This window comes from Burkholderia sp. Ac-20384 (genome assembly GCF_017104605.1).
GTDB lineage: Bacteria > Pseudomonadota > Gammaproteobacteria > Burkholderiales > Burkholderiaceae > Burkholderia > Burkholderia lata.
This window is the reverse complement of the sequence record NZ_JAAGPE010000047.1, coordinates 1-21,315: the sequence shown is the minus strand read 5'-3', so window position 1 is coordinate 21,315 and position 21,315 is coordinate 1. Positions and strand designations below refer to the sequence as shown.

Here is a 21,315-nt window from a genome sequence, read left to right as displayed (position 1 = left end):
ACCTGCCGCACATTGGGGTGCATGGACGGCAGACCTGGCGCTCACTCTGTTGACAGCTTGCGAAGCCGCGCCGGTTCAGCGCGCATCGCGTGTGACTTGCTGCTCGCCGCCCGCTCGCGCGGGCGGCGCTAACCATTAGCGATCGATTTCGCCGAACACGATGTCCTGCGTACCGATGATCGTGACGGCGTCGGCGATCATGTGACCGCGCGCCATTTCGTCGAGCGACGCCAGGTGCGCGAAACCCGGCGCGCGAATCTTGAGGCGATACGGCTTGTTCGCACCATCCGACACGAGGTAGATGCCGAACTCACCCTTCGGATGCTCGACCGCCGCGTACGCTTCGCCTTCCGGCACATGGAAACCTTCGGTGAAGAGCTTGAAGTGGTGAATCAAGTCTTCCATGTTGGTCTTCATGCCGACGCGCGACGGCGGTGCAACCTTGTGATTGTCCGTCATCACCGGGCCCGGATTCTTGCGGAGCCACTCAATACACTGTTTCGCGATGCGGATCGACTGGCGCATTTCTTCGACGCGCACCAGATAGCGGTCGTAGCAATCGCCGTTCACGCCGACCGGCACATCGAAATCCATGCGATCGTACACTTCGTACGGCTGCTTCTTGCGCAGATCCCAGGCGATGCCCGAGCCGCGCAGCATCGGGCCCGTCAGGCCCATCTGCAGCGCACGTTCCGGGCTGACCACGCCGATCCCGACCAGACGCTGTTTCCAGATCCGGTTGTCGGTGAGCAGCGTTTCGTATTCGTCGACGCACTTCGGGAAGCGCGCGAAGAAGTCGTCGATGAAGTCGAGCACCGAGCCGCTGCGCGCTTCGTTCATCTTCGCGAGCGCCTTCTCGTTGCGAATCTTCGACGCCTTGTATTGCGGCATTGCGTCAGGCAGGTCGCGGTAGACGCCGCCCGGACGGTAGTACGCCGCGTGCATCCGGGCGCCGGACACCGCTTCGTACACGTCCATCAGGTCTTCGCGTTCGCGGAATGCGTACAGGAACACGGCCATCGCGCCGACGTCGAGTGCGTGTGCGCCGATCCACATCAGGTGGTTCAGCACGCGCGTGATCTCGTCGAACAGCACGCGGATGTACTGCGCGCGCTCAGGCACTTCGATGCCGAGCAGCTTTTCGATCGCGAGCACGTAGCCGTGCTCGTTGACCATCATCGACACGTAGTCGAGACGGTCCATGTACGGCACGGACTGGATGAACGTCTTGGATTCCGCGAGCTTTTCCGTCGCGCGGTGCAGCAGGCCGATGTGCGGATCGGCACGCTGGATGACTTCGCCGTCGAGCTCGAGCACGAGGCGCAGCACGCCGTGCGCTGCCGGGTGCTGCGGGCCGAAGTTGAGCGTGTAGTTCTTGATTTCTGCCATGACGCCCCCTTAATGTTTCAGACCGCCATAGCGATCCTCGCGGATCACGCGCGGCGTGATTTCGCGCGGCTCGATCGTCACCGGCTGGTACACGACCCGCTTCTCTTCCGGGTCGTAACGCATTTCGACATAGCCCGACACCGGGAAGTCCTTGCGGAACGGATGGCCGATGAAGCCGTAGTCGGTGAGGATGCGGCGCAGGTCGGGGTGGCCTTCGAACACGATGCCGTACAGGTCGAACGCTTCGCGCTCGTACCAGTTCGCGGAGGTCCAGATGTCGACCAGCGATGCCACGATCGGCAGGTCGTCGTCCGGCGCGAATGCGCGCAGGCGCAGGCGCCAGTTGTTCGTGACCGACAGCAGGTGCGACACGGCCGCGAAACGCGGGCCGTCGTAGGCACCGTCGCCGAAGGTCTGGTAGTCGACGCCGCACAGGTCGAGCAACTGCTCGAAACGGAGCTTCGGATCGTCGCGCAGCATCTTTGCGACTTCGAGGTAATCGCTCGCCTTTACGACGAGCGTCAGTTCACCGATCGCTTCGGTGAGGCTCACCACGCGCGCGCCGAGCGCGGCTTCGAGGTTTGCCTTGAGGGTCTCGATTTTGCTTGCCATATTGAGGGGACGCTCGGGGCTTTATTGACGGGCGATGGTATTGGTGCGGCGGATCTTCGCCTGAAGCTGGATCACGCCGTAGACCAGCGCCTCGGCCGTGGGCGGACAGCCCGGCACGTAGACGTCGACCGGCACGATCCGGTCGCAGCCGCGGACCACCGAGTACGAGTAGTGGTAGTAGCCACCGCCGTTCGCGCACGATCCCATCGAGATCACCCAGCGCGGCTCGGCCATCTGGTCGTACACGCGACGCAGCGCGGGTGCCATCTTGTTGCAGAGCGTGCCAGCGACGATCATCACGTCCGATTGACGCGGGCTCGGGCGAAACACGACGCCGAACCGGTCCAGGTCATAACGGGCTGCGCCCGCATGCATCATTTCGACGGCGCAACACGCGAGCCCGAACGTCATCGGCCACAGCGAGCCGGTACGCGTCCAGTTGATCAGCTTGTCAGCCGTCGTGGTGACAAACCCTTCCTTCAAGACCCCTTCGATACTCATTTGCTTTCCACTCCAGACGAGCGACCGAGCGTGGCCGCCCATGCAAACCGGCGATTAACCCATCACTCCCAGTCGAGCCCGCCTTTCTTCCAGATATAGGCAAAGCCCAGCAGGAATTCGAGCAGAAAAATCATCATTGCGATGAAACCCGGCCAGCCGATATCCCGGAGCGCGACGCCCCACGGAAACAGGAATGCGGTTTCGAGATCGAAGATGATGAACAGGATGGCGACGAGGTAGTACCGGACGTCGAATTTCATCCGGGCGTCTTCAAAGGCTTCGAAGCCGCACTCGTACGGTGCGTTCTTCTCGACGTCCGGCTTGTTGGGACCAAGGAGCTTGCCGATGCTAACCAGCGCTATACCTAAACCAGTGCCCACGAGGAGGAACAACAAGACGGGGTAATAGGCTGCGAGGTTCAAGGCAATCCTCTATCGGTTGGTTCTGAGCGTCCGGAGAATACCACTATCCGGCGGAAGGGATCATTTCGGAGTGCATGCGATCGCAAGACAACCGCAAGCACACTCCAGAAATGAAAAATGCCAGCCACTAGAAGCGGCTGGCATTGAGTAACTTTGGTGCCGACGGCGAGACTCGAACTCGCACAGCTTTCGCCACTACCCCCTCAAGATAGCGTGTCTACCAATTTCACCACGTCGGCACTGCATGCAACCGGGGTTGTAACTACCTGTTTCCCGCGAATCGCTTCAAGAATTAAATTCTAACCCGAGTTCCAGAATTGTTCAACGCACAATCGCAAAAAATTTAACTTTTTATTTCGGGACGTCCTGGCCCGGCGCACTTGCAGCCGAACCCGCGGCAGCGGATGCGGCGACAGCCGGCGCCGATGCTGCAGGTGCCGATGCCGGCGCGGTCGCAACCCCACCCAGCACGCCTGCCGACGGCGTCGACTTGTACGAACCGAGGTACGTCAGCGCGAGCGTCGTGACGAAGAAGATCGTTGCGAGAATGCCCGTCGTACGCGACAGGAAGTTCGCCGAGCCCGTTGCACCGAACAGGCTGCCCGACGCGCCGCTGCCGAACGCAGCGCCCATGTCGGCCCCCTTGCCGTGCTGCAGCAGCACGAGTCCAATCACACCAAGTGCAGACAGCACCTGCACCACAATAATCAGCGTCTTGAATAACAGCATCACACCCACCCGAATGGATCAGGCGACCGGAACGACCGGCCGCCGTCATGGTTCAATTCGATCCCGGACCGCTCAACGCGCGGCCCGGCAGATCGCCAGGAAATCTTCCGCCTTCAGCGACGCGCCGCCGATCAGGCCGCCGTCGATGTCCGGCTGCGCAAACAGCTCTTCCGCGTTGTCCGGCTTCACGCTGCCGCCGTACAGCACGGACACGTCCGCCGCACCCTTTGCCGCGAGACGCGCACGCAGGAACGCGTGCACGTCCTGTGCCTGCGCCGACGTCGCGCTCTTGCCCGTGCCGATCGCCCAGACCGGCTCGTATGCGACGACGATGCGCGTCGCCTCGTCAGCCGTCAGCACGGCCAGCACTGCGTCGAGCTGCGCACCGACCACCTGCTCGGTCGCACCCGACTCGCGCTCGTCGAGCGTCTCGCCGACGCACACGACCGGCGTGAGCCCCGCTGCGAGCGCGCGCTGCGTCTTCGCGGCGACCGTCTCGTTGCGTTCGCCGTGATACGCGCGGCGCTCCGAGTGACCGACGATCGCATAGCGTGCGCCGAACTCCGCGACCATCGCGGCCGCGACTTCACCGGTGAACGCGCCCTGTTCGTGCGCCGACACGTCCTGCGCGCCCCAGGCGACACGGCCGCCGTCGAGCTGCGCCTGAACCTGCGCGAGATACGGGAACGGCACGCATACGCCGATCGACGTTTCGGCCGCCACCGCGCCCGCGCCCTGCACCACTTCGTTCAGCAACGCCTGGTTGCCGGCCAGCCGGCCGTGCATCTTCCAGTTGCCGATCACACGCTTAGTTCTCTGTTTCGACATCGTGTCTGTCTCGTCACCGCTTGGTCATTAACGTGCCGGAAACCGGCCGTCAGGTTTGATCTGGCGAAGCAAACCGGCGATTTTACTGCGCGCGGCTTGAACCGGTCAAACCGCGCATGTCAAGCCCGGTCGCACGGGCCGTCAGGCGTTCGTACCCCAATCGAGCACGATCTTGCCGGTGTGCTCACTGCTTTCCATCAGCGCGTGTGCCTGCGCGGCGTCCGCAGCCGGCAATACACGATAGATCACCGGCTTGATGCGGCCGTCGGCAAGCAGCGGCCACACGCGCGACTTCAGCTGGGCGGCGATCTGCGCCTTGAACTCGACCGGACGCGGGCGCAGCGTCGACCCCGTGATCGTCAGCCGGCGGCGCAGGATCTCGCCCAAGTTGACGTCGGCCTTCGCGCCGCCGAGCAGCGCGATCAGCACGAGACGACCGCCATCCGCGAGCGCAGACAGTTCGCGCGGCACGTACGAGCCCGCCACCATGTCGAGGATCACGTCGACGCCGCGATCGTGCGTCAGCGACTTCACGACTTCGACGAAGTCTTCCGTCTTGTAGTTGATCGCGCGTTCGGCGCCGAGCGCCTCGCACGCGCGGCATTTGTCGGCCGTGCCGGCCGTCGCGAACACGCGAAAGCCGAGCGCATGCGCGATCTGGATCGCTGTCACGCCGATGCCGCTCGAGCCGCCCTGCACGAGCAGCGTTTCCTGCTCGCCGCCCTCGCCCGCGCCGAGCTGCGCACGGTCGAACACGTTGCTCCACACCGTGAAAAACGTTTCGGGCAGCGACGCGGCCTCGATATCGGTGAGCCCGTCGGGCACCGGCAGGCATTGCGGCAGCGGTGCGACCGCGTACTCCGCATAGCCACCGCCTGCAAGCAACGCGCACACGCGATCGCCGAGCTTCAGGCCGAACGGGTTCAGCGCAGCGTCCGACAGGTCGCCGCCGACGATCTCGCCTGCAACCTCGAGGCCCGGCAGGTCCGACGCACCCGGCGGCGGCGCATACGCGCCCTTGCGCTGGAACACGTCGGGCCGGTTCACACCGGAAGCCGCCACCTTGATCAGCACTTCGCCGCGCTTCGGTTCGGGGCGCGGACGCTCCGCAAGCTTCAGCACGTCGGGGGCACCGAATTCGGTGATTTCGATGGCTTTCATGGTGATGGTCGCTCCAGGATCAGGATCGGAATCGGATGGCGCGCCCACGCGCGGCATGGGCGCCCGGCCGGCGCTGCTGCGCCGCACAACGATGCTACAGAAAAAACGGCCGGCACGCTTTCGCACTGCCGGCCGTTGGTCCGCCTGCCCGCTTACTGCTGCGGCGGCGTGTCCGACTGCGACGCCGCCGCTGCTTCATTCAGCAGCGCCTTCGCCGACAGACGCACACGACCCTTTTCGTCCGTCTGGATGACCTTGACCTTCACTTGCTGGCCTTCCTTCAGGTAGTCGTTGATGTCCTTCACACGCTCGTTGACGATTTCCGAGATGTGCAGCAGGCCATCCTTGCCCGGCAGCAGGTTCACGATCGCGCCGAAATCGAGCAGCTTCAGAACCGTGCCTTCGTACACCTGGCCGACTTCGATCTCGGCCGTGATGTTCTCGATGCGCTTCTTCGCTTCGGCCATGCCGTCGCTGTTCGTGCTTGCGATCGTCACGACGCCGTCGTCGGAGATGTCGATGGTCGTGCCGGTTTCTTCCGTCAGCGCGCGGATCACCGAACCGCCCTTGCCGATCACGTCGCGGATCTTTTCCGGGTTGATCTTGATCGTGATCATGCGCGGCGCGAATTCCGACAGTTGCGTGTTCGCACCCGAGACTGCCGACGTCATCTTGCCGAGGATGTGCATGCGGCCTTCCTTCGCCTGCGCGAGCGCGACCTGCATGATTTCCTTCGTGATGCCCTGGATCTTGATGTCCATCTGCAGTGCCGTCACGCCTTGTTCCGTGCCGGCCACCTTGAAGTCCATGTCGCCGAGGTGATCTTCGTCGCCGAGGATGTCGGTCAGCACCGCGAACTTGTTGCCTTCGAGGATCAGGCCCATCGCGATACCCGCGACGTGTGCCTTCATCGGCACGCCGGCGTCCATCAGCGCGAGGCAGCCGCCGCACACCGATGCCATCGACGACGAACCGTTCGATTCGGTGATTTCCGACACGACGCGGATCGAGTAGCCGAATTCGTCGGCGCTCGGCAGGCACTTGACCAGTGCACGCTTCGCGAGGCGGCCGTGGCCGATTTCGCGGCGCTTCGGCGAGCCGACGCGGCCCGTTTCGCCGGTCGCGAACGGGGGCATGTTGTAGTGGAGCATGAAGCGCTCGCGGTACTCGCCTTCGAGCGCGTCGATGATCTGCTCGTCACCCTTTGTGCCGAGCGTCGCGACGACCAGCGCCTGCGTCTCGCCGCGCGTGAACAGCGCCGAGCCGTGGGTACGCGGCAGCACGCCGGTACGGATTTCGATCGGGCGCACGGTGCGCGTGTCGCGGCCGTCGATACGCGGCTCGCCGTTCAGGATCTGCGAACGGACGATCTTGGCTTCGATGTCGAACAGCACGTTGCCGACGGTAGCCTTGTCCGCTGCGACCGTACCGGCCGCCGATGCGTCTTCCTCGAGCTTCGCCGAGGTTGCCGCGTAGACTTCCTTCAGCTTCGTCGAGCGTGCCTGCTTGTCGCGGAGCTGGTAAGCCGCGAGCAGGTCGTTCTGTGCCAGCTCGGTCACGCGCGCGATCAGCGGCTCGTTCTTCGGGGCCGGCTGCCAGTCCCACTCGGGCTTGCCGCCTTCGCGCACCAGTTCGTGGATCGCGTCGATCGCGACCTGCATTTGCTCGTGGCCGAACACCACGGCGCCCAGCATCACGTCTTCCGACAGCTGATCGGCTTCCGATTCGACCATCAGCACGGCACGTTCCGTACCTGCGACGACGAGGTCGAGGCTCGATGCCTTGATCTGGTCACGCGTCGGGTTCAGCACGTATGCGTTGTCGATGTAGGCCACGCGTGCGGCACCGACCGGGCCGTTGAACGGCAGGCCCGACACGGCGAGCGCAGCCGATGCACCGATCAGCGCGGGGATGTCCGCCGGAATTTCCGGGTTCACGGACAGCACGTGGATCACGACCTGGACTTCGTTGTAGAAGCCTTCCGGGAACAGCGGGCGCAGCGGACGGTCGATCAGGCGCGACGTCAGCGTCTCGTGTTCCGACGGACGGCCTTCGCGACGGAAGAAGCCGCCCGGGATCTTGCCGGCCGAGTAGGTCTTCTCGAGGTAGTCGACGGTCAGCGGGAAGAAATCCTGACCCGGCTTCGCCGACTTCGCGCCGACGACGGTTGCCAGCACGACGGTGTCTTCGACATCGACGATCACGGCGCCGCTTGCCTGGCGAGCGACTTCACCGGTTTCGAGGCGCACCTTGTGCTGGCCCCACTGGAATTCCTTCACGACCTTGTTGAACATGGACATGGTTGCTCCTTTGAATTCATGCATTTCATTCGCCGCGCCGGCCATCCCGCGCGGCGGCGTCCCGACCGAATCACCCGGAGCAAGGTGTGTTTTTTATGCCATTCCAGCGCGGCGCTCGTGCAGCGACGCGCTGGAATGACACAAATCCTGCCCCGGTATCAGTCGTTGCGGCAGCCCTGCACAACCGTGCCGGACAGCCTGCGGTGCGTGTGACGCTACGCACCGCGCAAAAACAAAATGCCTGTATCAGCGGACTGACACAGGCATCTTGCTGGCGGCAATCGCCTCGATTACTTACGCAGACCCAGCTTCTCGATCAGTGCGCGGTAACGGTCGGCATCCTTGCCCTTGAGGTAGTCGAGCAGCTTGCGGCGGCGGCTCACCATGCGCAGCAGGCCGCGGCGGCTGTGGTGATCCTTCGCGTGGGTCTTGAAGTGACCCGTCAGTTCGACGATACGTGCGGTCAGCAGTGCGACCTGGACTTCGGGGCTCCCCGTGTCGTTGGTACCGCGGGCGAACTGAGCAACAACTTCCGACTTCTTGATATCTGCAACAGACATGTGATTTCCTTTCTAACTGAACAGGCGGACACGGAAGAATGGCCGTGCCGTGACTTACAACCGGCGCGCATTGTAGCACAACTCCGCGCCGTTCTTACCGCCTCCTGTCACGGGCGCGTCATCGAGCAGGCGGACAGCATCTCCGTGCGCTGCGCCGGCACCGCGAGCACCGTCCGGAAGCCGTAGCCGGAACCCTCGTTGTCGAAGCGCACGCCCGGCGTGCCGACCTTGTCCATCTCCATCACGTAAAGGGGCTGGATCAACTGATGATCCTGCGCGCGCATCTTCGACGCGTGGAAGCCGTCGTCGAACGACAGGCCCTCGAGCGCACGCGCGACCGCGACGGGGTCGGCCGAACCCGCGCGGTTCATCGCGGCGGCCAGCATCTCGATCATCAGGCTCATCCGTCGCACCGGATAGTCGTCCTGGGCCGCCGGAAAACGGTTCCGGAACGCGCGGTAGAACGCATCGGATTTCGCGCCGCCCGCGTTCGGGTGCCAGTCCGCCACGGCCACGACCCGCCCGACACCGGCATCGCCAAGCGCGGCCGGCGCGCCGAGGCTGTTGCCGTAGAAGGTATAGAACTTCGCATTCAGCCCCTGCTCGCGCGCCGCCTTCACGAGCAGCGTGAGGTCGTTGCCCCAGTTGCCGGTCACGACCGCGTCGGCGCCGCTCGCGCGGATCTTCGCGATGTACGGCGAGAAGTCCTTGATCCGCCCGATCGGGTGGAATTCGTCGCCGGCGATCGTCACGTCCGGGCGCCGCGCGGCCAGCGCCTGCCGGGCGAGCGTGCTGACATCGTGGCCGAAACTGTAGTCCTGGTTCAGCAGATAAACCTTGCGGAGCGCACGGTCGCGCGCCATCACGTCCGCGAGCGCAGCCATCCGCATGCCAGCGTGCGCATCGAAGCGAAAATGCCAGAAACTGCAGCGTGCGCCGGTCAGCGCCGGATCGTCGGCCGAATAGTTGAGGAACAGCATCCGGTTGTCCGGATCGCGCGCGTTCAGCTTGTCGAGCGCCGCGACGAGCGCGGCCGCGACGGCCGAGCTGTTGCCCTGCGCGACGAACCCGATATGGCGGTCCGCGGCCGCGCGCAACTGCACGAGTGCCTCCTCGGGGCTGCCCTTGCTGTCGAGCACCACCAGTTCGAGCGGATGCGCGCCGTCGCGCAGCTTCACGCCGCCTGCCGCGTTGACCTGCTCGACGCCGAAGCGCAGGTTGCGTTCGACCGCCGCGCCCGCATTCGCGAACGGGCCCGACATCCCTTCGATCAGCGCGATCCGCACCGGCTCGCCGCCCGCAAATGCGGACGACACCAGCATCCACCCCGCGCTCAACGCGAGCGCACACCGCTTCCACCCCTGCATCGGCCACCTGCCCTTCAATCTGCCCGAGAAGCGCGGATCATAGGCCGGCGCGCCCGCCGCCCGCAAGCGCGGCGCGCCCGGCGATCCGCACCGATTTTTTCCTCGCGGCGCGCGGCCGTGCGCCGTCCGTGATAAAACGGGACTTGTTTCCGTGTTCTGGAGAATCCCCATGCGCATTCGCATTTCCGCGCGCCTGCCGGTGCTGTTCGCCAGCGCCGCCGCGCTGCTGGCCGGTTGCGCGCAACCGTGGCAGCAATACCAGGCCGGCCAGGACGAGTCGGCGATCGTCGCACGCATGGGCCCGCCGCGCGAGATCTACGACCTGCCCGGCGGCGGCAAGCGCCTGATGTGGCCGACCCAGCCGATGGGCGAAATCACCATCGCGGCCGACGTCGACGCGGCCCACAAGATCGTCAACGTGCGCCAGGTCCTGCAGCCGAACGAGTTCTATCGCGCAGAGATCGGCAAATGGACGAAGACCGATGTGCTCGTCAACTTCGGACGCCCCGTCGAGACGTCCTACTTCCCGCTGATGAAGCGCGAGGTGTGGACCTATCGGTATCTCGAGGACAACGTCTGGTACATGATGTACAGCTTCTACTTCGATCCGCAGGGCATCCTGCGCATCACGCAGAAAACGCCCGACCCGCTGCACGATCCCGACCGCCGCAACCTGTTCTGACCGATTACGCATTTACGCGCAATTTTCACGATGGCCATTCACGAATCATTGCGTGAATGGCCATTTCCTTTTTTCCGCTTTCTTATTAATTCGGCAAATTCGACGGAAATCTTTTCCGATCGATGACAGACCGATGGCACCACGCTGACATCCCCGTCATGCGGGCCTTTGCGCGGAAACAGGCATGCACAGTGCATGTCATGCGGCGAATTGGTGCACGCAATGCACTACGCCAAATCAATTTGAAACAAATTGTTTCAACCCACCCGAAGCGCTAGGGCATACCCCTAATATCAGTCGAAACCAAACCTTTCAATTTAGAAAGAATGCCGTTGCGTCATTTCTGCCGATATTCGTTTGCCTTTATCACAAAGGAGTCCTCATGAATCGCCCCAAGAGCATGCTGGTTGCCAACATCGCCTGGGCCCGCGAAACGCGCGAATACACACCCGGTTTCTTCGACGCGCTCGCGCGCGGCCAGAACCCGCGCGTGCTGTGGATCGGCTGTGCCGACAGCCGCGTGCCGGCCGAAACCATCACGCACTGCGCGCCCGGCGAGCTGTTCGTCCATCGCAACATCGCGAACCTGTTCCATCCCGACGACGACAATTCCGCCAGCGTGCTCGAGTACGCGGTACGCGTGCTGCAGGTCGACCACGTGATCGTGTGCGGGCACTACGGGTGCGGCGGCGTACGCGCGTCGCTGCTGCCGCCGCCGTCCGACCTGCCGCACGTCGCGCGCCGCATCGCGCCGCTCTGCGCGCTCGCGCGGCGCCATCGCGACGCGCTGGACGGACTCGACGACACGACCGCCGCCGACCGCCTCGCCGAGCTCAACGTACTCGAACAGGTGCGGCTGCTGCGCGTGTCGCCGATCGTGCGGGGCCGCGAACGGCCACCGCTCGTGCACGGCTGGATCTTCTCGCTCGCCGACGGCCGCCTGCAGGAACTCGACTCCGGCTACACCAACCCGCCCGTCGACGTCGAAACCATGCAGGCCGCGACGGCCGGTGCGCTCGGCTGATCTACCCCGCCCCCAAGCTAATGAAATCGCCCCAACCATGAAACTGAACGAGCGCCTGTCCACCCTGCCGCGCGACATCGTCGCCGGCGTCGTCGTTTTCCTCGTCGCGCTGCCGCTGTGTCTCGGCATCGCCAATGCATCCGGCGTCGAGCCATTCGCCGGGCTCGTGTCCGGCATCGTCGGCGGTATCGTCGTCGCGCTGCTGAGCGGCTCGTCGCTGTCCGTCAGCGGACCGGCCGCCGGCCTCGTCGTGATCGTCGTCGAAGGGATTGCCCAACTCGGCAGCTTCTCCGCGTTCCTGCTCGCGGTGCTGCTGTCCGGCGTACTGCAGTTCGGGTTCGGCATGCTGCGCGCCGGCCGCTTCGCCGCCTATGTGCCGTCGCCCGTCATCAAGGGCATGCTCGCCGCGATCGGCCTCCTGCTGATCGTGAAGCAGATTCCGTTCGCATTCGGTCTCGGCGGCTCGGCCGCGCAATCGTTTGCGAATTGGCCGGGCCTGCCGGTCGCGTGGGCCGCCACGGCCATCGCGCTCGCCTCGCTCGCGCTGCTGGTCGCGTGGGACACGCCCGCGCTGCGCCGCTTCGCGCTGGTGCGCTCGGTGCCGGCTCCGCTCGCCGTGGTCGTGCTGGGTATCGGCGCCACGCTCGTGCTGGGCGTCGTCGCGCCGTCGATTGCGCCAGGTGCCGCCCATCGCGTCACGCTGCCCGAGCTCGGATCGTTCGCGGCCTTCGCAGCGTCGCTCAAGCATGCGGAGCTCGGCCCGAACTTCGCGCAGCTCGTGAATCCGGACGTGTGGCGCGTCGCAATCACGCTTGCGGTCGTTGCAAGCCTCGAGACGCTGCTGAGCCTCGAAGCAGTCGAGCAGATCGACCCGAAGCGCCGGCCGACCCAGCCCGACCGCGAGCTCAAGGCCCAAGGCGTCGGCAATCTCGTGGCGGGCGCGGTCGGCGGATTGCCGATCACGTCGGTGATCGTGCGCAGCTCGGTGAACGTCAATGCGGGCGCGCAAAGCCGGATGTCGGCGATCGTGCACGGGATGCTGCTGCTCGCGAGCGTGTTCGCGCTCACCGGCCTGATCAACCTGATCCCGCTCGCGAGCCTGGCCGCGATCCTGATCCACACGGGCTTCAAGCTTGCGAAACCGGCGCTGTTCCGCTCGGTGATGAAACAGGGGCCAGCCGCGTTCGTGCCGTTCGCCGCGACGATTGCCGGTGTGCTTGCGATCGACCTGCTGTTCGGCATCGCGCTCGGCCTTGCCTGCAGCGTGCTGGCGGTCGCCGTCGCGAACCTGAAGAGCCCCGTCACGCTCGCGCAGCACGACGACCACTTCCTGCTGTCGTTCCGCAAGGATGTGTCGTTCCTCGGCAAGGTGCAGGTCAAGCATCACCTGCGGCACATTCCCGACCGGGCCGCGGTAATCATCGACGCGACGCGCGCCGACTACATCGACCACGACGTGCTCGAACTGCTCGACGCGTTCGTCGCCGATGCACCGCGACGCGGCATCGCAGTCGAGTTCCGGCGGCGCAGCCCGGCGCCGCGCACGGCCACGCGTCGCTGGCTGTTCCGCGCGCCGGCCGCCGAATGAACGGCGCATGAAAAAACGCCCCGGCGGCACGGGGCCGCACGGGGCGTTTCAGCGATGCGCAGTACGCGGCGCTTACGAGCGCTGCGGATTGACCTTGTCGTCCTTCGAATGCAGCTTGTTCAGTGCGGAGATGTAGGCCTTCGCGGATGCAGCGACGATGTCCGGATCGGTGCCGACGCCATTGACGATCCGCCCGCTCTTCGACAACCGGACCGTCACTTCGCCCTGCGCCTGCGTGCCGGTCGTGATCGCGTTCACCGAGTACAGCAGCAGCTCGGAACCGCTGCCGACTTCGCTCTCGATCGCGTTGAACGTCGCATCGACCGGACCGTTGCCGCGTGCCTCGCCGGTCACTTCCTTGCCTTCGACCCCGAACACGACCTTCGCGTGCGGCTGCTCGCCCGTTTCCGAGTGCTGCGACAGCGACACGAACTTGAAGTGCTCCTGCTCGTGCGCAAGTGCCGATTCCTCGGACACGATCGCGATGATGTCTTCGTCGAAGATCTCGGCCTTGCGGTCGGCCAGATCCTTGAAGCGCATGAACGCGGCATTCAGTTCGGTCTCGCTGTCGAGCGACACGCCGAGCTCCTGCAGGCGCTGCTTGAATGCGTTACGGCCCGACAGCTTGCCGAGCACGATCTTGTTCGCGGTCCAGCCCACGTCTTCCGCGCGCATGATCTCGTAGGTGTCGCGCGCCTTCAGCACGCCGTCCTGGTGGATGCCCGACGCGTGCGCGAATGCGTTCGCACCGACCACCGCCTTGTTCGGCTGCACGACGAAACCGGTGATCTGCGACACGAGCTTCGACGTCGGCACGATCTGCGACGTGTCGATGCCGACGTCGAGACCGAAGTAGTCCTTGCGCGTCTTCACGGCCATCACGATTTCTTCGAGCGACGTGTTGCCCGCGCGCTCGCCGAGACCGTTGATCGTGCACTCGATCTGACGCGCGCCGCCGATCTTCACGCCGGCGAGCGAGTTTGCGACCGCCATCCCGAGGTCGTTATGGCAATGCACCGAGAAGATCGCCTTGTCCGAATTCGGAATGCGTTCGCGCAGCGTCTTCACGAGGTTGCCGTACAGCTCCGGCACGCCATAGCCGACCGTGTCGGCGATGTTGATCGTCGTCGCCCCTTCGGCGATCACGGCTTCCAGCACGCGGCACAGGAAATCCATGTCGGAGCGGCTGCCGTCTTCCGGCGAGAACTCGACGTTGTCGGTGAACTTGCGCGCGAAACGCACCGCGAGGCGCGCCTGCTCGAACACCTGGTCGGGCGTCATCCGCAGCTTCTTCTCCATGTGCAGCGGCGACGTCGCGATGAACGTGTGGATCCGGAAGCTCTCGGCCGGCTTCAGCGCGTCGGCCGCGCGCTGGATGTCCTTGTCGTTGGCGCGCGCCAGCGAGCAGATCGTGCTGTCCTTGATGAGACCGGCGATCGTGTGGATCGCGTCGAAATCGCCGTTCGAGCTGGCCGCGAAGCCGGCCTCGATCACATCGACCTTCATCCGCTCGAGGTGCTTCGCGATGCGGATTTTCTCTTCCTTCGTCATCGACGCACCGGGCGATTGTTCGCCGTCACGCAACGTCGTATCGAAAATGATCAGCTTGTCTGTCATGGGGGGCTCCAGGGCTCTTTATACGGAAGTCAAACGTAACGAGATCGCGCCACCGCTGGCGACGCTCAACAACAGACGAGGCTTGACGGGGGGGCGAGAACGGTCAGCGCGGCAGGCGCGCCAAAGCTAGCGCGCGTAGCGGCGCACCGGCTAGAAGGAGGGAGAGGCGGGAAAATGCAGTCATGCCGACGACTATAGCGGCATTCCGTTGGGTGCGCAATCGGACGGCACCCGGGGCCTCGGGCGGCCCGGTTCGAAAAAGGGGCAAATAAAAACGGCGGCCCGGAGGCCGCCGTTTTCGGGCAAAAAATGCGCGTCAGTGATCGCGCTGCGACGAGCGCGCCGGATTCGCGCGCCCGCGGATGGCCATGTAGGCCCAGAACACATAGCCGGACAGCCCGTACAGCACGAACAGGCAGAACAGCATCAGCGGCGGATCGGACGACACGAGCACGAACGCGACGACGACCAGCAGGATCGCCGCGAACGGCACACGGTGCCGCACGTCCAGCGCCTTGCCGCTGTAGAACGGCGCGTTGGACACCATCGTCACGCCCGCGTAGATCGTCAGCACGAACGCGACCCACGGCAGCCAGCCGAGCTTCATCGGCACGCGGTTGTCGGTGGCGAGCCACACGAAGCCGGCAATCAGCGCCGCGGCCGCCGGGCTCGGCAGCCCCTGGAAGAAACGCTTGTCGACGCTGCCGATGTTCGTGTTGAAACGCGCGAGCCGCAGCGCGGCGCCCGAGCAATAGACGAACGCGGCAAGCCAGCCCCAGCGGCCGAGATCCTTCAGCACCCACTCGTACATCACGAGCGCGGGCGCGACGCCGAACGACACCATGTCCGACAGGCTGTCGAACTGCTCGCCGAACGCGCTCTGCGTATGCGTCATGCGGGCAACGCGCCCGTCCATCCCGTCGAGCACCATCGCGACGAAAATCGCGATCGCGGCGATCTCGAAGCGCACGTTCATCGCCTGCACGACCGCGAAGAAGCCGCAGAACAGCGCGGCGGTCGTGAATGCGTTCGGCAGCAGGTAGATGCCGCGCGTCTTCAGGAACCGCTGGCGCGCGGCGCGGCGGCTCTCGATGGGCACCGAATCCGGTGCCATCACCTTGTTGCGGCGGAACGGGCGTGGCGTCTGGCCGGCGCCGTTGCGCGGCCGACGCGGTTTGAATGCGGCCATCGTGCGCCCCGCCGCTTACTGTTCGAGCTCGGCGAGGATCGTCGACGACGCGTAGACCTTCTCGCCGATCGACACCTTCGCGCGGCTGCCGAGCGGCAGGTACACGTCGACGCGCGAACCGAAGCGGATGAAACCGTAGCGCTGGCCGCGCGACAGCGGTTCGCCAGCGCGCACGTAGCAGAGGATCCGGCGTGCGACGAGGCCGGCGATCTGCACGGCGGTCACGGTCTTGCCGCTCGCCGTCTGGATCACGACCGCGTTACGCTCGTTCTCGGTCGACGCCTTGTCGATCGCCGCGTTCAGGAACGCGCCCGGGAAGTACTCGACCTTGGAGATCGCGCCATCGACCGGCGAACGCTGCGAATGGACGTTGAAGACATTCATGAACACACTGATCTTCAGCGCTTCGCGATTCGCGTACGGGTCTTGCGCAGTCTCGACCGCGACGATGCGGCCGTCCGCCGGGCACAGCACCGCGTTCGGCTGCGCCGGGATCGGGCGCTGCGGATCGCGGAAGAACTGGACGACGAAGACGAGCAGCAGCCAGAACGGCCACGCGAAGCCGAAGCCCCCGACAGCATGGATCAACAGCGCGATGACGGCTGCAATCGCGATGAACGGCCAGCCTTCGCGCGCGATGATCGGATGAGGATAGTTCATGGATTCGTTCTGTGTTCGGTGAATTGCAAAGCCCGTAGGATAGCAAAAGCCGCCCGGGGCACTGCTGCCTTCGGGCGGCTTTTTGGTACCGGCCCTCTATTCGAGGGGCCGGAACAGCACGCGGTGCTTAGTTCTTCGACTGGTCGACGAGCTTGTTCTTCGCGATCCACGGCATCATCGCGCGCAGCTTCGCACCCACTTGCTCGATCTGGTGCTCGGCCGTCAGGCGGCGGCGCGACTGCAGCGTCGGTGCGCCTGCCTTGTTCTCGAGAATGAAGCTCTTCGCGTACTCGCCCGTCTGGATGTCGGTCAGGCACTGCTTCATCGCCTTCTTCGTCTCTTCCGTGACGATGCGCGGGCCCGTCACGTACTCGCCGTACTCGGCGTTGTTCGAGATCGAGTAGTTCATGTTCGCGATGCCGCCTTCGTAGATCAGGTCGACGATCAGCTTCAGTTCGTGCAGGCACTCGAAGTACGCCATTTCCGGCGCGTAGCCTGCTTCGACCAGCGTCTCGAAGCCAGCCTTGATCAGCTCGACGGTACCGCCGCACAGCACGGCCTGCTCGCCGAACAGGTCGGTTTCGGTTTCTTCACGGAAGTTGGTTTCGATGATGCCCGCACGGCCGCCGCCGTTCGCTGCCGCGTACGACAGCGCGATGTCGCGTGCCGCGCCCGACTTGTTCTGCGCAACCGCGATCAGGTGCGGCACGCCGCCACCTTGCGAGTACGTGCCGCGAACCGTGTGGCCCGGTGCCTTCGGCGCGATCATGATCACGTCGAGGTCGGCGCGCGGGATCACCGCGCCGTAGTGGACGTTGAAGCCGTGCGCGAATGCCAGCGCTGCGCCCTGCTTGATGTTCGCGTGGACTTCCTTCGCGTACACGTCGGCGATCTGCTCGTCCGGCAGCAGCATCATCACGACGTCTGCGCTCTTCACCGCTTCCGCGACTTCCTTGACCGACAGGCCGGCGTTTTCGGCCTTGCTCCACGACGCGCCGCCCTTGCGCAGGCCGACCGTCACGTTCACGCCGCTGTCCTTCAGGTTCAGCGCATGTGCATGGCCTTGCGAGCCGTAGCCGATGATCGTGACTTGCTTGCCCTTGATGAGGGAGAGGTCAGCGTCTTTGTCGTAGAAAACGTTCATGATGGTTCCTTCGCTAATTCAAAAATTCAACAATTCGTTCGGATGGAGTACTGCGGGCCGGGACATGACGGCGCACCCGGCGTGCCTGTCTGGCATCACACCTTCAGGATGCGCTCGCCGCGTCCGATGCCGGAGCTGCCGGTGCGCACGGTCTCTAGGATCGCGCCCGCGTCCAGCCCCTGGATGAATGCGTCGAGCTTGTCGCTCGCGCCCGTCAATTCGATCGTGTAGGTCTTTTCGGTCACGTCGATGATGCGGCCGCGGAAAATGTCCGCCATCCGCTTCATTTCTTCGCGCTCCTTGCCCACTGCACGTACCTTGATCAGCATCAGCTCGCGTTCGATGTGTGCACCGTCGGTCAGGTCCACCACTTTCACCACCTCGATCAGGCGGTTCAGATGCTTCGTGATCTGTTCGATCACGTCGTCGGAGCCAATGGAAACGATGGTGAGCCGCGACAGCGATTGGTCTTCGGTCGGCGCCACCGTCAAGGTTTCGATGTTGTAGCCGCGTGCGGAAAACAGACCGACCACGCGCGACAGCGCGCCCGGTTCGTTCTCCAGCAGGACGGAAATGATGTGTCTCATGTTCGCTTCTTCCAGAATGTGTCCGTGTCGATTCACTCGCGCCGCGCGCTGCCGCGTGCCGCACCGCCCTTTTTGAAGGCGGCCGCATCGGGCTCAGGCGCGCGTCGCGCCGTTACAGATCTTCCGATCCGAGCAGCATCTCGGTGATGCCCTTGCCGGCCTGTACCATCGGCCAGACGTTTTCGGTCGGATCAGTCTGGAAGTCGAGAAACACGGTGCGATCCTTCAGGCGCAGCGCTTCCTTCAGCGCCGGCTCCACATCCGAGGTCTTTTCGATCCGCAAGCCGACATGGCCGTACGCTTCGGCAAGCTTCACGAAATCAGGCAGCGCATCCATGTACGAATGCGAATAGCGCTTGCTGTATTCGATCTGCTGCCACTGGCGAACCATGCCGAGATAGCGGTTGTTCAGCGAAATGATCTTCACGGGCGTGTCGTACTGCAGGCAGGTCGACAGTTCCTGGATGCACATCTGGATCGAGCCTTCGCCCGTGATGCACAGCACGTCGTCGTCCGGGTGCGCCATCTTGACGCCCATCGCTGCCGGCAGGCCGAAGCCCATCGTGCCGAGGCCGCCGGAGTTGATCCAGCGACGCGGCTTGTTGAAACGGTAGAACTGCGCCGCCCACATCTGGTGCTGGCCGACGTCCGAGCACACGAACGCATTGCCGTCCGTCAGCTCCCACGCCTTCTCCACCACGTATTGCGGCTTGATGATCTCGCTTTCGCGGTCGTATTTCAGGCAGTCCTTCGAGCGCCAGCCCTCGATGTCCTTCCACCATTGCGCGAGCGCCTCGGTGTCGGGGCCATGCTCGGCCGTCTGCAGTTGCTCGATCAGCTCCTTCAGCACTTCCTTCACGTCGCCGACGATCGGGATGTCGACCTTCACGCGCTTCGAGATCGACGACGGGTCGATGTCGATGTGGATGATCTTGCGCGGACGCGACGCGAAGTGCGCCGGGTCGCCGATCACGCGGTCGTCGAAGCGGGCACCGATCGCGATCAGCACGTCGCAGTGCTGCATCGCCATGTTCGCTTCGTAGGTGCCGTGCATGCCGAGCATGCCGAGGAATTTCTTGTCCGACGCGCGATAGCCGCCGAGGCCCATCAGCGTGTTGGTGACCGGGTAGCCGAGCAGGTCCGCGAACTGGTTCAGTTCACGCGACGCGTCGGCGAGGATGATGCCGCCACCCGTGTAGATGTACGGACGCTTCGCCGTCAGCAGCAGCGACACGGCCTTGCGGATCTGGCCCGAATGACCCTTCGTGACCGGGTTGTACGAACGCAGCGACACGCTCTTGACGGGCTCGTACTCGCACGGCGTCTTCGAGATGTCCTTCGGGATGTCGATCAGCACCGGGCCCGGACGGCCGGTGCGGGCGATATAGAACGCCTTCTTGACGGTTTCCGCGAGGTCGCGCACGTCCTTCACGAGGAAGTTGTGCTTCACGCACGGACGCGTGATGCCGACGGTGTCGCACTCCTGGAATGCATCCTGGCCGATCGCGGCCGTGGGCACCTGGCCGCTGATCACGACCATCGGGATCGAATCCATGTACGCCGTGGCGATGCCGGTCACCGCATTGGTGACACCGGGGCCCGACGTCACGAGACAGACGCCGACATTGCCGGTGGAACGCGCATACGCATCGGCTGCGTGCACGGCCGCCTGTTCATGGCGCACCAGCACGTGCTGAATCTTGTCCTGCTTGTAAAGCTCGTCGTAGATGTAGAGTACCGAGCCGCCGGGGTAGCCCCAGATGAATTCGACGTTTTCATCGGCCAGTGCCTTCATGAGCACGGTACCGCCGATGGAGTCGCTATCGGGAGGGGAAAGGGGTTCCGACGTGGAGAATTCCGCGCTGGGCATGTTCATTTTGACCTTTCGAATTTTCGGCAAAAAATTGATCGGGTGCTCTCTGCCGGGCTTGTGGCTCGGGTTCAAGCGGCGCGTCCAGTTTGAAGGGCTGGCTTCTTGGGCCAACCTCAAATGAGACCATCACTTCATGTTGCGAATCATTGACGATAGCGGGTCGTGATTGGGTCGTCAAGCAAAATATCCCGCAGCGCATCATGCGCGCCGTCCGGCACCCCGCCGCCGCGGCTCGCGCGCAACGTACGGCGCCCAACCCGGTGCCAAGCGGCGCGAAAATTTGATAGCATCCGCGGGTTTTACGAAATTTTTCGACCTTTTACACCACGCAGCGGCCCGCAGCGCATACCTTCACGGAATGGCATCAGACAAGGAACTCGCCGACTTTCTGGCGGGCGTCGAAAGGCGCGCGTTCAAGCAGGCTGCGTACGCCGTGCGTGACGACGATGCGTCGCTCGACATCGTGCAGGACGCGATGATCAAGCTTGCGGAGAAGTACGGCGACCGGCCGGCGGCAGAACTGCCGCTGCTTTTTCAGCGGATCCTGCAGAACGCGATCCACGACTGGTTCCGCCGGCAGAAGGTCCGCAACACGTGGGTCACGCTCTTCTCGTCGCTGAACAACAGCGACGACGACGATTTCGACCCCCTCGAAACACTCGAATCCGCGGACGACAACGCGGGCGTCGAGAGCAGCGAGCACCGCCTCGAACGAGAGCAGGTTCTGGCCCTGATCGACGAAGAAATCCAGAAGCTTCCGGCGCGTCAACGGGAAGCGTTCCTGATGCGTTATTGGGAAGATATGGATGTCGCCGAGACGGCCGCCGCAATGGGGTGCTCCGAGGGCAGCGTGAAGACGCACTGCTCACGGGCCACCCACACGCTGGCGCACGCGCTCAAGGCCAAAGGAATCACGCTATGAGCTCCTCTCCCGCAAATCGAGAACACGAATTCGCGCTGAAGGTGCGCCGCGCGCTGGACGAGCGCGCGGCCGACCTGCCTGCCGCGACCACCGACCGTCTGGCCGTCGCCCGCCGGGCTGCGCTCGCGCGCAAGAAGCCCGAACCCGCGACCGTGCCGGT

At 64.4% G+C, this 21,315-nt stretch carries 21 protein-coding genes and 1 tRNA gene; 5 read left to right on the top strand and 17 right to left on the bottom strand.

The genetic code is table 11. From position 1 onward, the window contains the following. Positions 1 to 135: 135 nt before the first annotated feature. The 11 genes from G3O00_RS12020 to G3O00_RS11970 all read right to left on the bottom strand — a co-directional run bounded on the left by G3O00_RS12020 (position 136) and on the right by G3O00_RS11970 (position 9,869). On the bottom strand, positions 136 to 1,389 hold the full coding sequence (locus G3O00_RS12020) for an NADH-quinone oxidoreductase subunit D (RefSeq protein WP_011352698.1): 1,254 nt from the start codon (positions 1,387 to 1,389) through the stop codon (positions 136 to 138). Between the two features lie 9 nt (positions 1,390 to 1,398). Next, a complete protein-coding gene (locus G3O00_RS12015) occupies positions 1,399 to 2,001 on the bottom strand; it encodes an NADH-quinone oxidoreductase subunit C (RefSeq protein ID WP_011352699.1) in 603 nt (200 codons plus the stop codon). Between the two features lie 21 nt (positions 2,002 to 2,022). Then, positions 2,023 to 2,502, bottom strand: a complete 480-nt coding sequence (locus tag G3O00_RS12010) for an NADH-quinone oxidoreductase subunit B (RefSeq protein ID WP_006398799.1) — start codon at positions 2,500 to 2,502, stop codon at positions 2,023 to 2,025. Positions 2,503 to 2,564: 62 nt separating this feature from the next. Continuing rightward, positions 2,565 to 2,924: an NADH-quinone oxidoreductase subunit A gene (locus G3O00_RS12005; RefSeq protein ID WP_006398798.1), complete on the bottom strand. Its 360-nt coding sequence runs from the start codon at positions 2,922 to 2,924 to the stop codon at positions 2,565 to 2,567. A 154-nt stretch (positions 2,925 to 3,078) separates the two neighbouring features. After that, a tRNA-Leu gene (locus tag G3O00_RS12000) sits at positions 3,079 to 3,163 on the bottom strand. 112 nt (positions 3,164 to 3,275) lie between these two features. Next, positions 3,276 to 3,653, bottom strand: coding sequence for a preprotein translocase subunit SecG (secG, locus tag G3O00_RS11995; protein WP_206143053.1), 378 nt, complete (start codon positions 3,651 to 3,653; stop codon positions 3,276 to 3,278). A gap of 72 nt (positions 3,654 to 3,725) precedes the next feature. Further along, positions 3,726 to 4,481, bottom strand: coding sequence for a triose-phosphate isomerase (gene tpiA / locus G3O00_RS11990; RefSeq protein WP_011352701.1), 756 nt, complete (start codon positions 4,479 to 4,481; stop codon positions 3,726 to 3,728). A gap of 141 nt (positions 4,482 to 4,622) precedes the next feature. Then, on the bottom strand, positions 4,623 to 5,642 hold the full coding sequence (locus G3O00_RS11985) for an NAD(P)H-quinone oxidoreductase (protein ID WP_174935234.1): 1,020 nt from the start codon (positions 5,640 to 5,642) through the stop codon (positions 4,623 to 4,625). Positions 5,643 to 5,794: 152 nt separating this feature from the next. Beyond that, complete coding sequence (gene pnp, locus G3O00_RS11980; protein WP_011352703.1) at positions 5,795 to 7,942, bottom strand: polyribonucleotide nucleotidyltransferase; 2,148 nt, start codon at positions 7,940 to 7,942, stop codon at positions 5,795 to 5,797. A gap of 290 nt (positions 7,943 to 8,232) precedes the next feature. After that, on the bottom strand, positions 8,233 to 8,502 hold the full coding sequence (gene rpsO, locus G3O00_RS11975) for a 30S ribosomal protein S15 (RefSeq protein WP_006398792.1): 270 nt from the start codon (positions 8,500 to 8,502) through the stop codon (positions 8,233 to 8,235). Positions 8,503 to 8,609: 107 nt separating this feature from the next. Beyond that, positions 8,610 to 9,869: a branched-chain amino acid ABC transporter substrate-binding protein gene (locus tag G3O00_RS11970; protein ID WP_206143052.1), complete on the bottom strand. Its 1,260-nt coding sequence runs from the start codon at positions 9,867 to 9,869 to the stop codon at positions 8,610 to 8,612. A 169-nt stretch (positions 9,870 to 10,038) separates the two neighbouring features. Between G3O00_RS11970 and G3O00_RS11965 the strand changes: the two genes are divergently transcribed. From G3O00_RS11965 to G3O00_RS11955, 3 genes are all read left to right on the top strand, one after another. Further along, complete coding sequence (locus tag G3O00_RS11965; protein WP_011352705.1) at positions 10,039 to 10,551, top strand: hypothetical protein; 513 nt, start codon at positions 10,039 to 10,041, stop codon at positions 10,549 to 10,551. 382 nt (positions 10,552 to 10,933) lie between these two features. Beyond that, the gene (locus G3O00_RS11960) at positions 10,934 to 11,575 is read left to right on the top strand and encodes a carbonic anhydrase (protein WP_206143051.1); all 642 of its coding nucleotides are present in this window, start codon (positions 10,934 to 10,936) and stop codon (positions 11,573 to 11,575) included. 37 nt (positions 11,576 to 11,612) lie between these two features. Then, a complete protein-coding gene (locus tag G3O00_RS11955; protein ID WP_206143050.1) occupies positions 11,613 to 13,163 on the top strand; it encodes a SulP family inorganic anion transporter in 1,551 nt (516 codons plus the stop codon). A gap of 72 nt (positions 13,164 to 13,235) precedes the next feature. On the opposite strand, the gene G3O00_RS11950 is transcribed toward G3O00_RS11955, so the two are convergent. The 6 genes from G3O00_RS11950 to G3O00_RS11925 all read right to left on the bottom strand — a co-directional run bounded on the left by G3O00_RS11950 (position 13,236) and on the right by G3O00_RS11925 (position 20,236). Continuing rightward, on the bottom strand, positions 13,236 to 14,780 hold the full coding sequence (locus tag G3O00_RS11950) for a 2-isopropylmalate synthase (RefSeq protein WP_174935240.1): 1,545 nt from the start codon (positions 14,778 to 14,780) through the stop codon (positions 13,236 to 13,238). Between the two features lie 316 nt (positions 14,781 to 15,096). Next, the gene (pssA, locus tag G3O00_RS11945) at positions 15,097 to 15,969 is read right to left on the bottom strand and encodes a CDP-diacylglycerol--serine O-phosphatidyltransferase (protein WP_011352709.1); all 873 of its coding nucleotides are present in this window, start codon (positions 15,967 to 15,969) and stop codon (positions 15,097 to 15,099) included. Between the two features lie 15 nt (positions 15,970 to 15,984). After that, positions 15,985 to 16,629, bottom strand: coding sequence for a phosphatidylserine decarboxylase (locus G3O00_RS11940; RefSeq protein ID WP_011352710.1), 645 nt, complete (start codon positions 16,627 to 16,629; stop codon positions 15,985 to 15,987). Between the two features lie 127 nt (positions 16,630 to 16,756). Further along, entirely contained in the window at positions 16,757 to 17,773 is a 1,017-nt protein-coding gene (gene ilvC / locus G3O00_RS11935) for a ketol-acid reductoisomerase (RefSeq protein WP_011352711.1), read from the bottom strand. A 95-nt stretch (positions 17,774 to 17,868) separates the two neighbouring features. Continuing rightward, positions 17,869 to 18,360 (bottom strand): acetolactate synthase small subunit, encoded by a 492-nt coding sequence (gene ilvN, locus G3O00_RS11930; protein WP_011352712.1) that lies wholly within the window; start codon positions 18,358 to 18,360, stop codon positions 17,869 to 17,871. A 112-nt stretch (positions 18,361 to 18,472) separates the two neighbouring features. Continuing rightward, entirely contained in the window at positions 18,473 to 20,236 is a 1,764-nt protein-coding gene (locus tag G3O00_RS11925; RefSeq protein ID WP_011352713.1) for an acetolactate synthase 3 catalytic subunit, read from the bottom strand. Positions 20,237 to 20,591: 355 nt separating this feature from the next. Between G3O00_RS11925 and G3O00_RS11920 the strand changes: the two genes are divergently transcribed. Both G3O00_RS11920 and G3O00_RS11915 read left to right on the top strand, forming a co-directional pair. Further along, entirely contained in the window at positions 20,592 to 21,155 is a 564-nt protein-coding gene (locus G3O00_RS11920; RefSeq protein ID WP_011352714.1) for an RNA polymerase sigma factor, read from the top strand. Beyond that, positions 21,152 to 21,315 (top strand): DUF3619 family protein (locus G3O00_RS11915; protein WP_206143064.1); only part of this gene is annotated, 164 nt, incomplete at its 3' end. The genes G3O00_RS11920 and G3O00_RS11915, both read left to right, overlap by 4 nt.

What these genes read in the sequence shown, in the direction of transcription:
- G3O00_RS11960 (WP_206143051.1), top strand. Translation starts at nt 10,934, where the DNA reads ATGAATCGCCCCAAGAGCATGCTGGTTGCCAACATCGCCTGGGCCCGC.
- ilvC (WP_011352711.1), bottom strand. Translation starts at nt 17,773, where the DNA reads ATGAACGTTTTCTACGACAAAGACGCTGACCTCTCCCTCATCAAGGGC.
- G3O00_RS11970 (WP_206143052.1), bottom strand. Translation starts at nt 9,869, where the DNA reads ATGCAGGGGTGGAAGCGGTGTGCGCTCGCGTTGAGCGCGGGGTGGATG.
- secG (WP_206143053.1), bottom strand. Translation starts at nt 3,653, where the DNA reads ATGCTGTTATTCAAGACGCTGATTATTGTGGTGCAGGTGCTGTCTGCA.
- rpsO (WP_006398792.1), bottom strand. Translation starts at nt 8,502, where the DNA reads ATGTCTGTTGCAGATATCAAGAAGTCGGAAGTTGTTGCTCAGTTCGCC.
- G3O00_RS12010 (WP_006398799.1), bottom strand. Translation starts at nt 2,502, where the DNA reads ATGAGTATCGAAGGGGTCTTGAAGGAAGGGTTTGTCACCACGACGGCT.
- pssA (WP_011352709.1), bottom strand. Translation starts at nt 15,969, where the DNA reads ATGGCCGCATTCAAACCGCGTCGGCCGCGCAACGGCGCCGGCCAGACG.
- G3O00_RS11985 (WP_174935234.1), bottom strand. Translation starts at nt 5,642, where the DNA reads ATGAAAGCCATCGAAATCACCGAATTCGGTGCCCCCGACGTGCTGAAG.
- tpiA (WP_011352701.1), bottom strand. Translation starts at nt 4,481, where the DNA reads ATGTCGAAACAGAGAACTAAGCGTGTGATCGGCAACTGGAAGATGCAC.
- pnp (WP_011352703.1), bottom strand. Translation starts at nt 7,942, where the DNA reads ATGTCCATGTTCAACAAGGTCGTGAAGGAATTCCAGTGGGGCCAGCAC.
- G3O00_RS12015 (WP_011352699.1), bottom strand. Translation starts at nt 2,001, where the DNA reads ATGGCAAGCAAAATCGAGACCCTCAAGGCAAACCTCGAAGCCGCGCTC.
- G3O00_RS11925 (WP_011352713.1), bottom strand. Translation starts at nt 20,236, where the DNA reads ATGAACATGCCCAGCGCGGAATTCTCCACGTCGGAACCCCTTTCCCCT.
- G3O00_RS11920 (WP_011352714.1), top strand. Translation starts at nt 20,592, where the DNA reads ATGGCATCAGACAAGGAACTCGCCGACTTTCTGGCGGGCGTCGAAAGG.
- ilvN (WP_011352712.1), bottom strand. Translation starts at nt 18,360, where the DNA reads ATGAGACACATCATTTCCGTCCTGCTGGAGAACGAACCGGGCGCGCTG.
- G3O00_RS12020 (WP_011352698.1), bottom strand. Translation starts at nt 1,389, where the DNA reads ATGGCAGAAATCAAGAACTACACGCTCAACTTCGGCCCGCAGCACCCG.
- G3O00_RS11950 (WP_174935240.1), bottom strand. Translation starts at nt 14,780, where the DNA reads ATGACAGACAAGCTGATCATTTTCGATACGACGTTGCGTGACGGCGAA.
- G3O00_RS11940 (WP_011352710.1), bottom strand. Translation starts at nt 16,629, where the DNA reads ATGAACTATCCTCATCCGATCATCGCGCGCGAAGGCTGGCCGTTCATC.
- G3O00_RS11955 (WP_206143050.1), top strand. Translation starts at nt 11,613, where the DNA reads ATGAAACTGAACGAGCGCCTGTCCACCCTGCCGCGCGACATCGTCGCC.
- G3O00_RS11965 (WP_011352705.1), top strand. Translation starts at nt 10,039, where the DNA reads ATGCGCATTCGCATTTCCGCGCGCCTGCCGGTGCTGTTCGCCAGCGCC.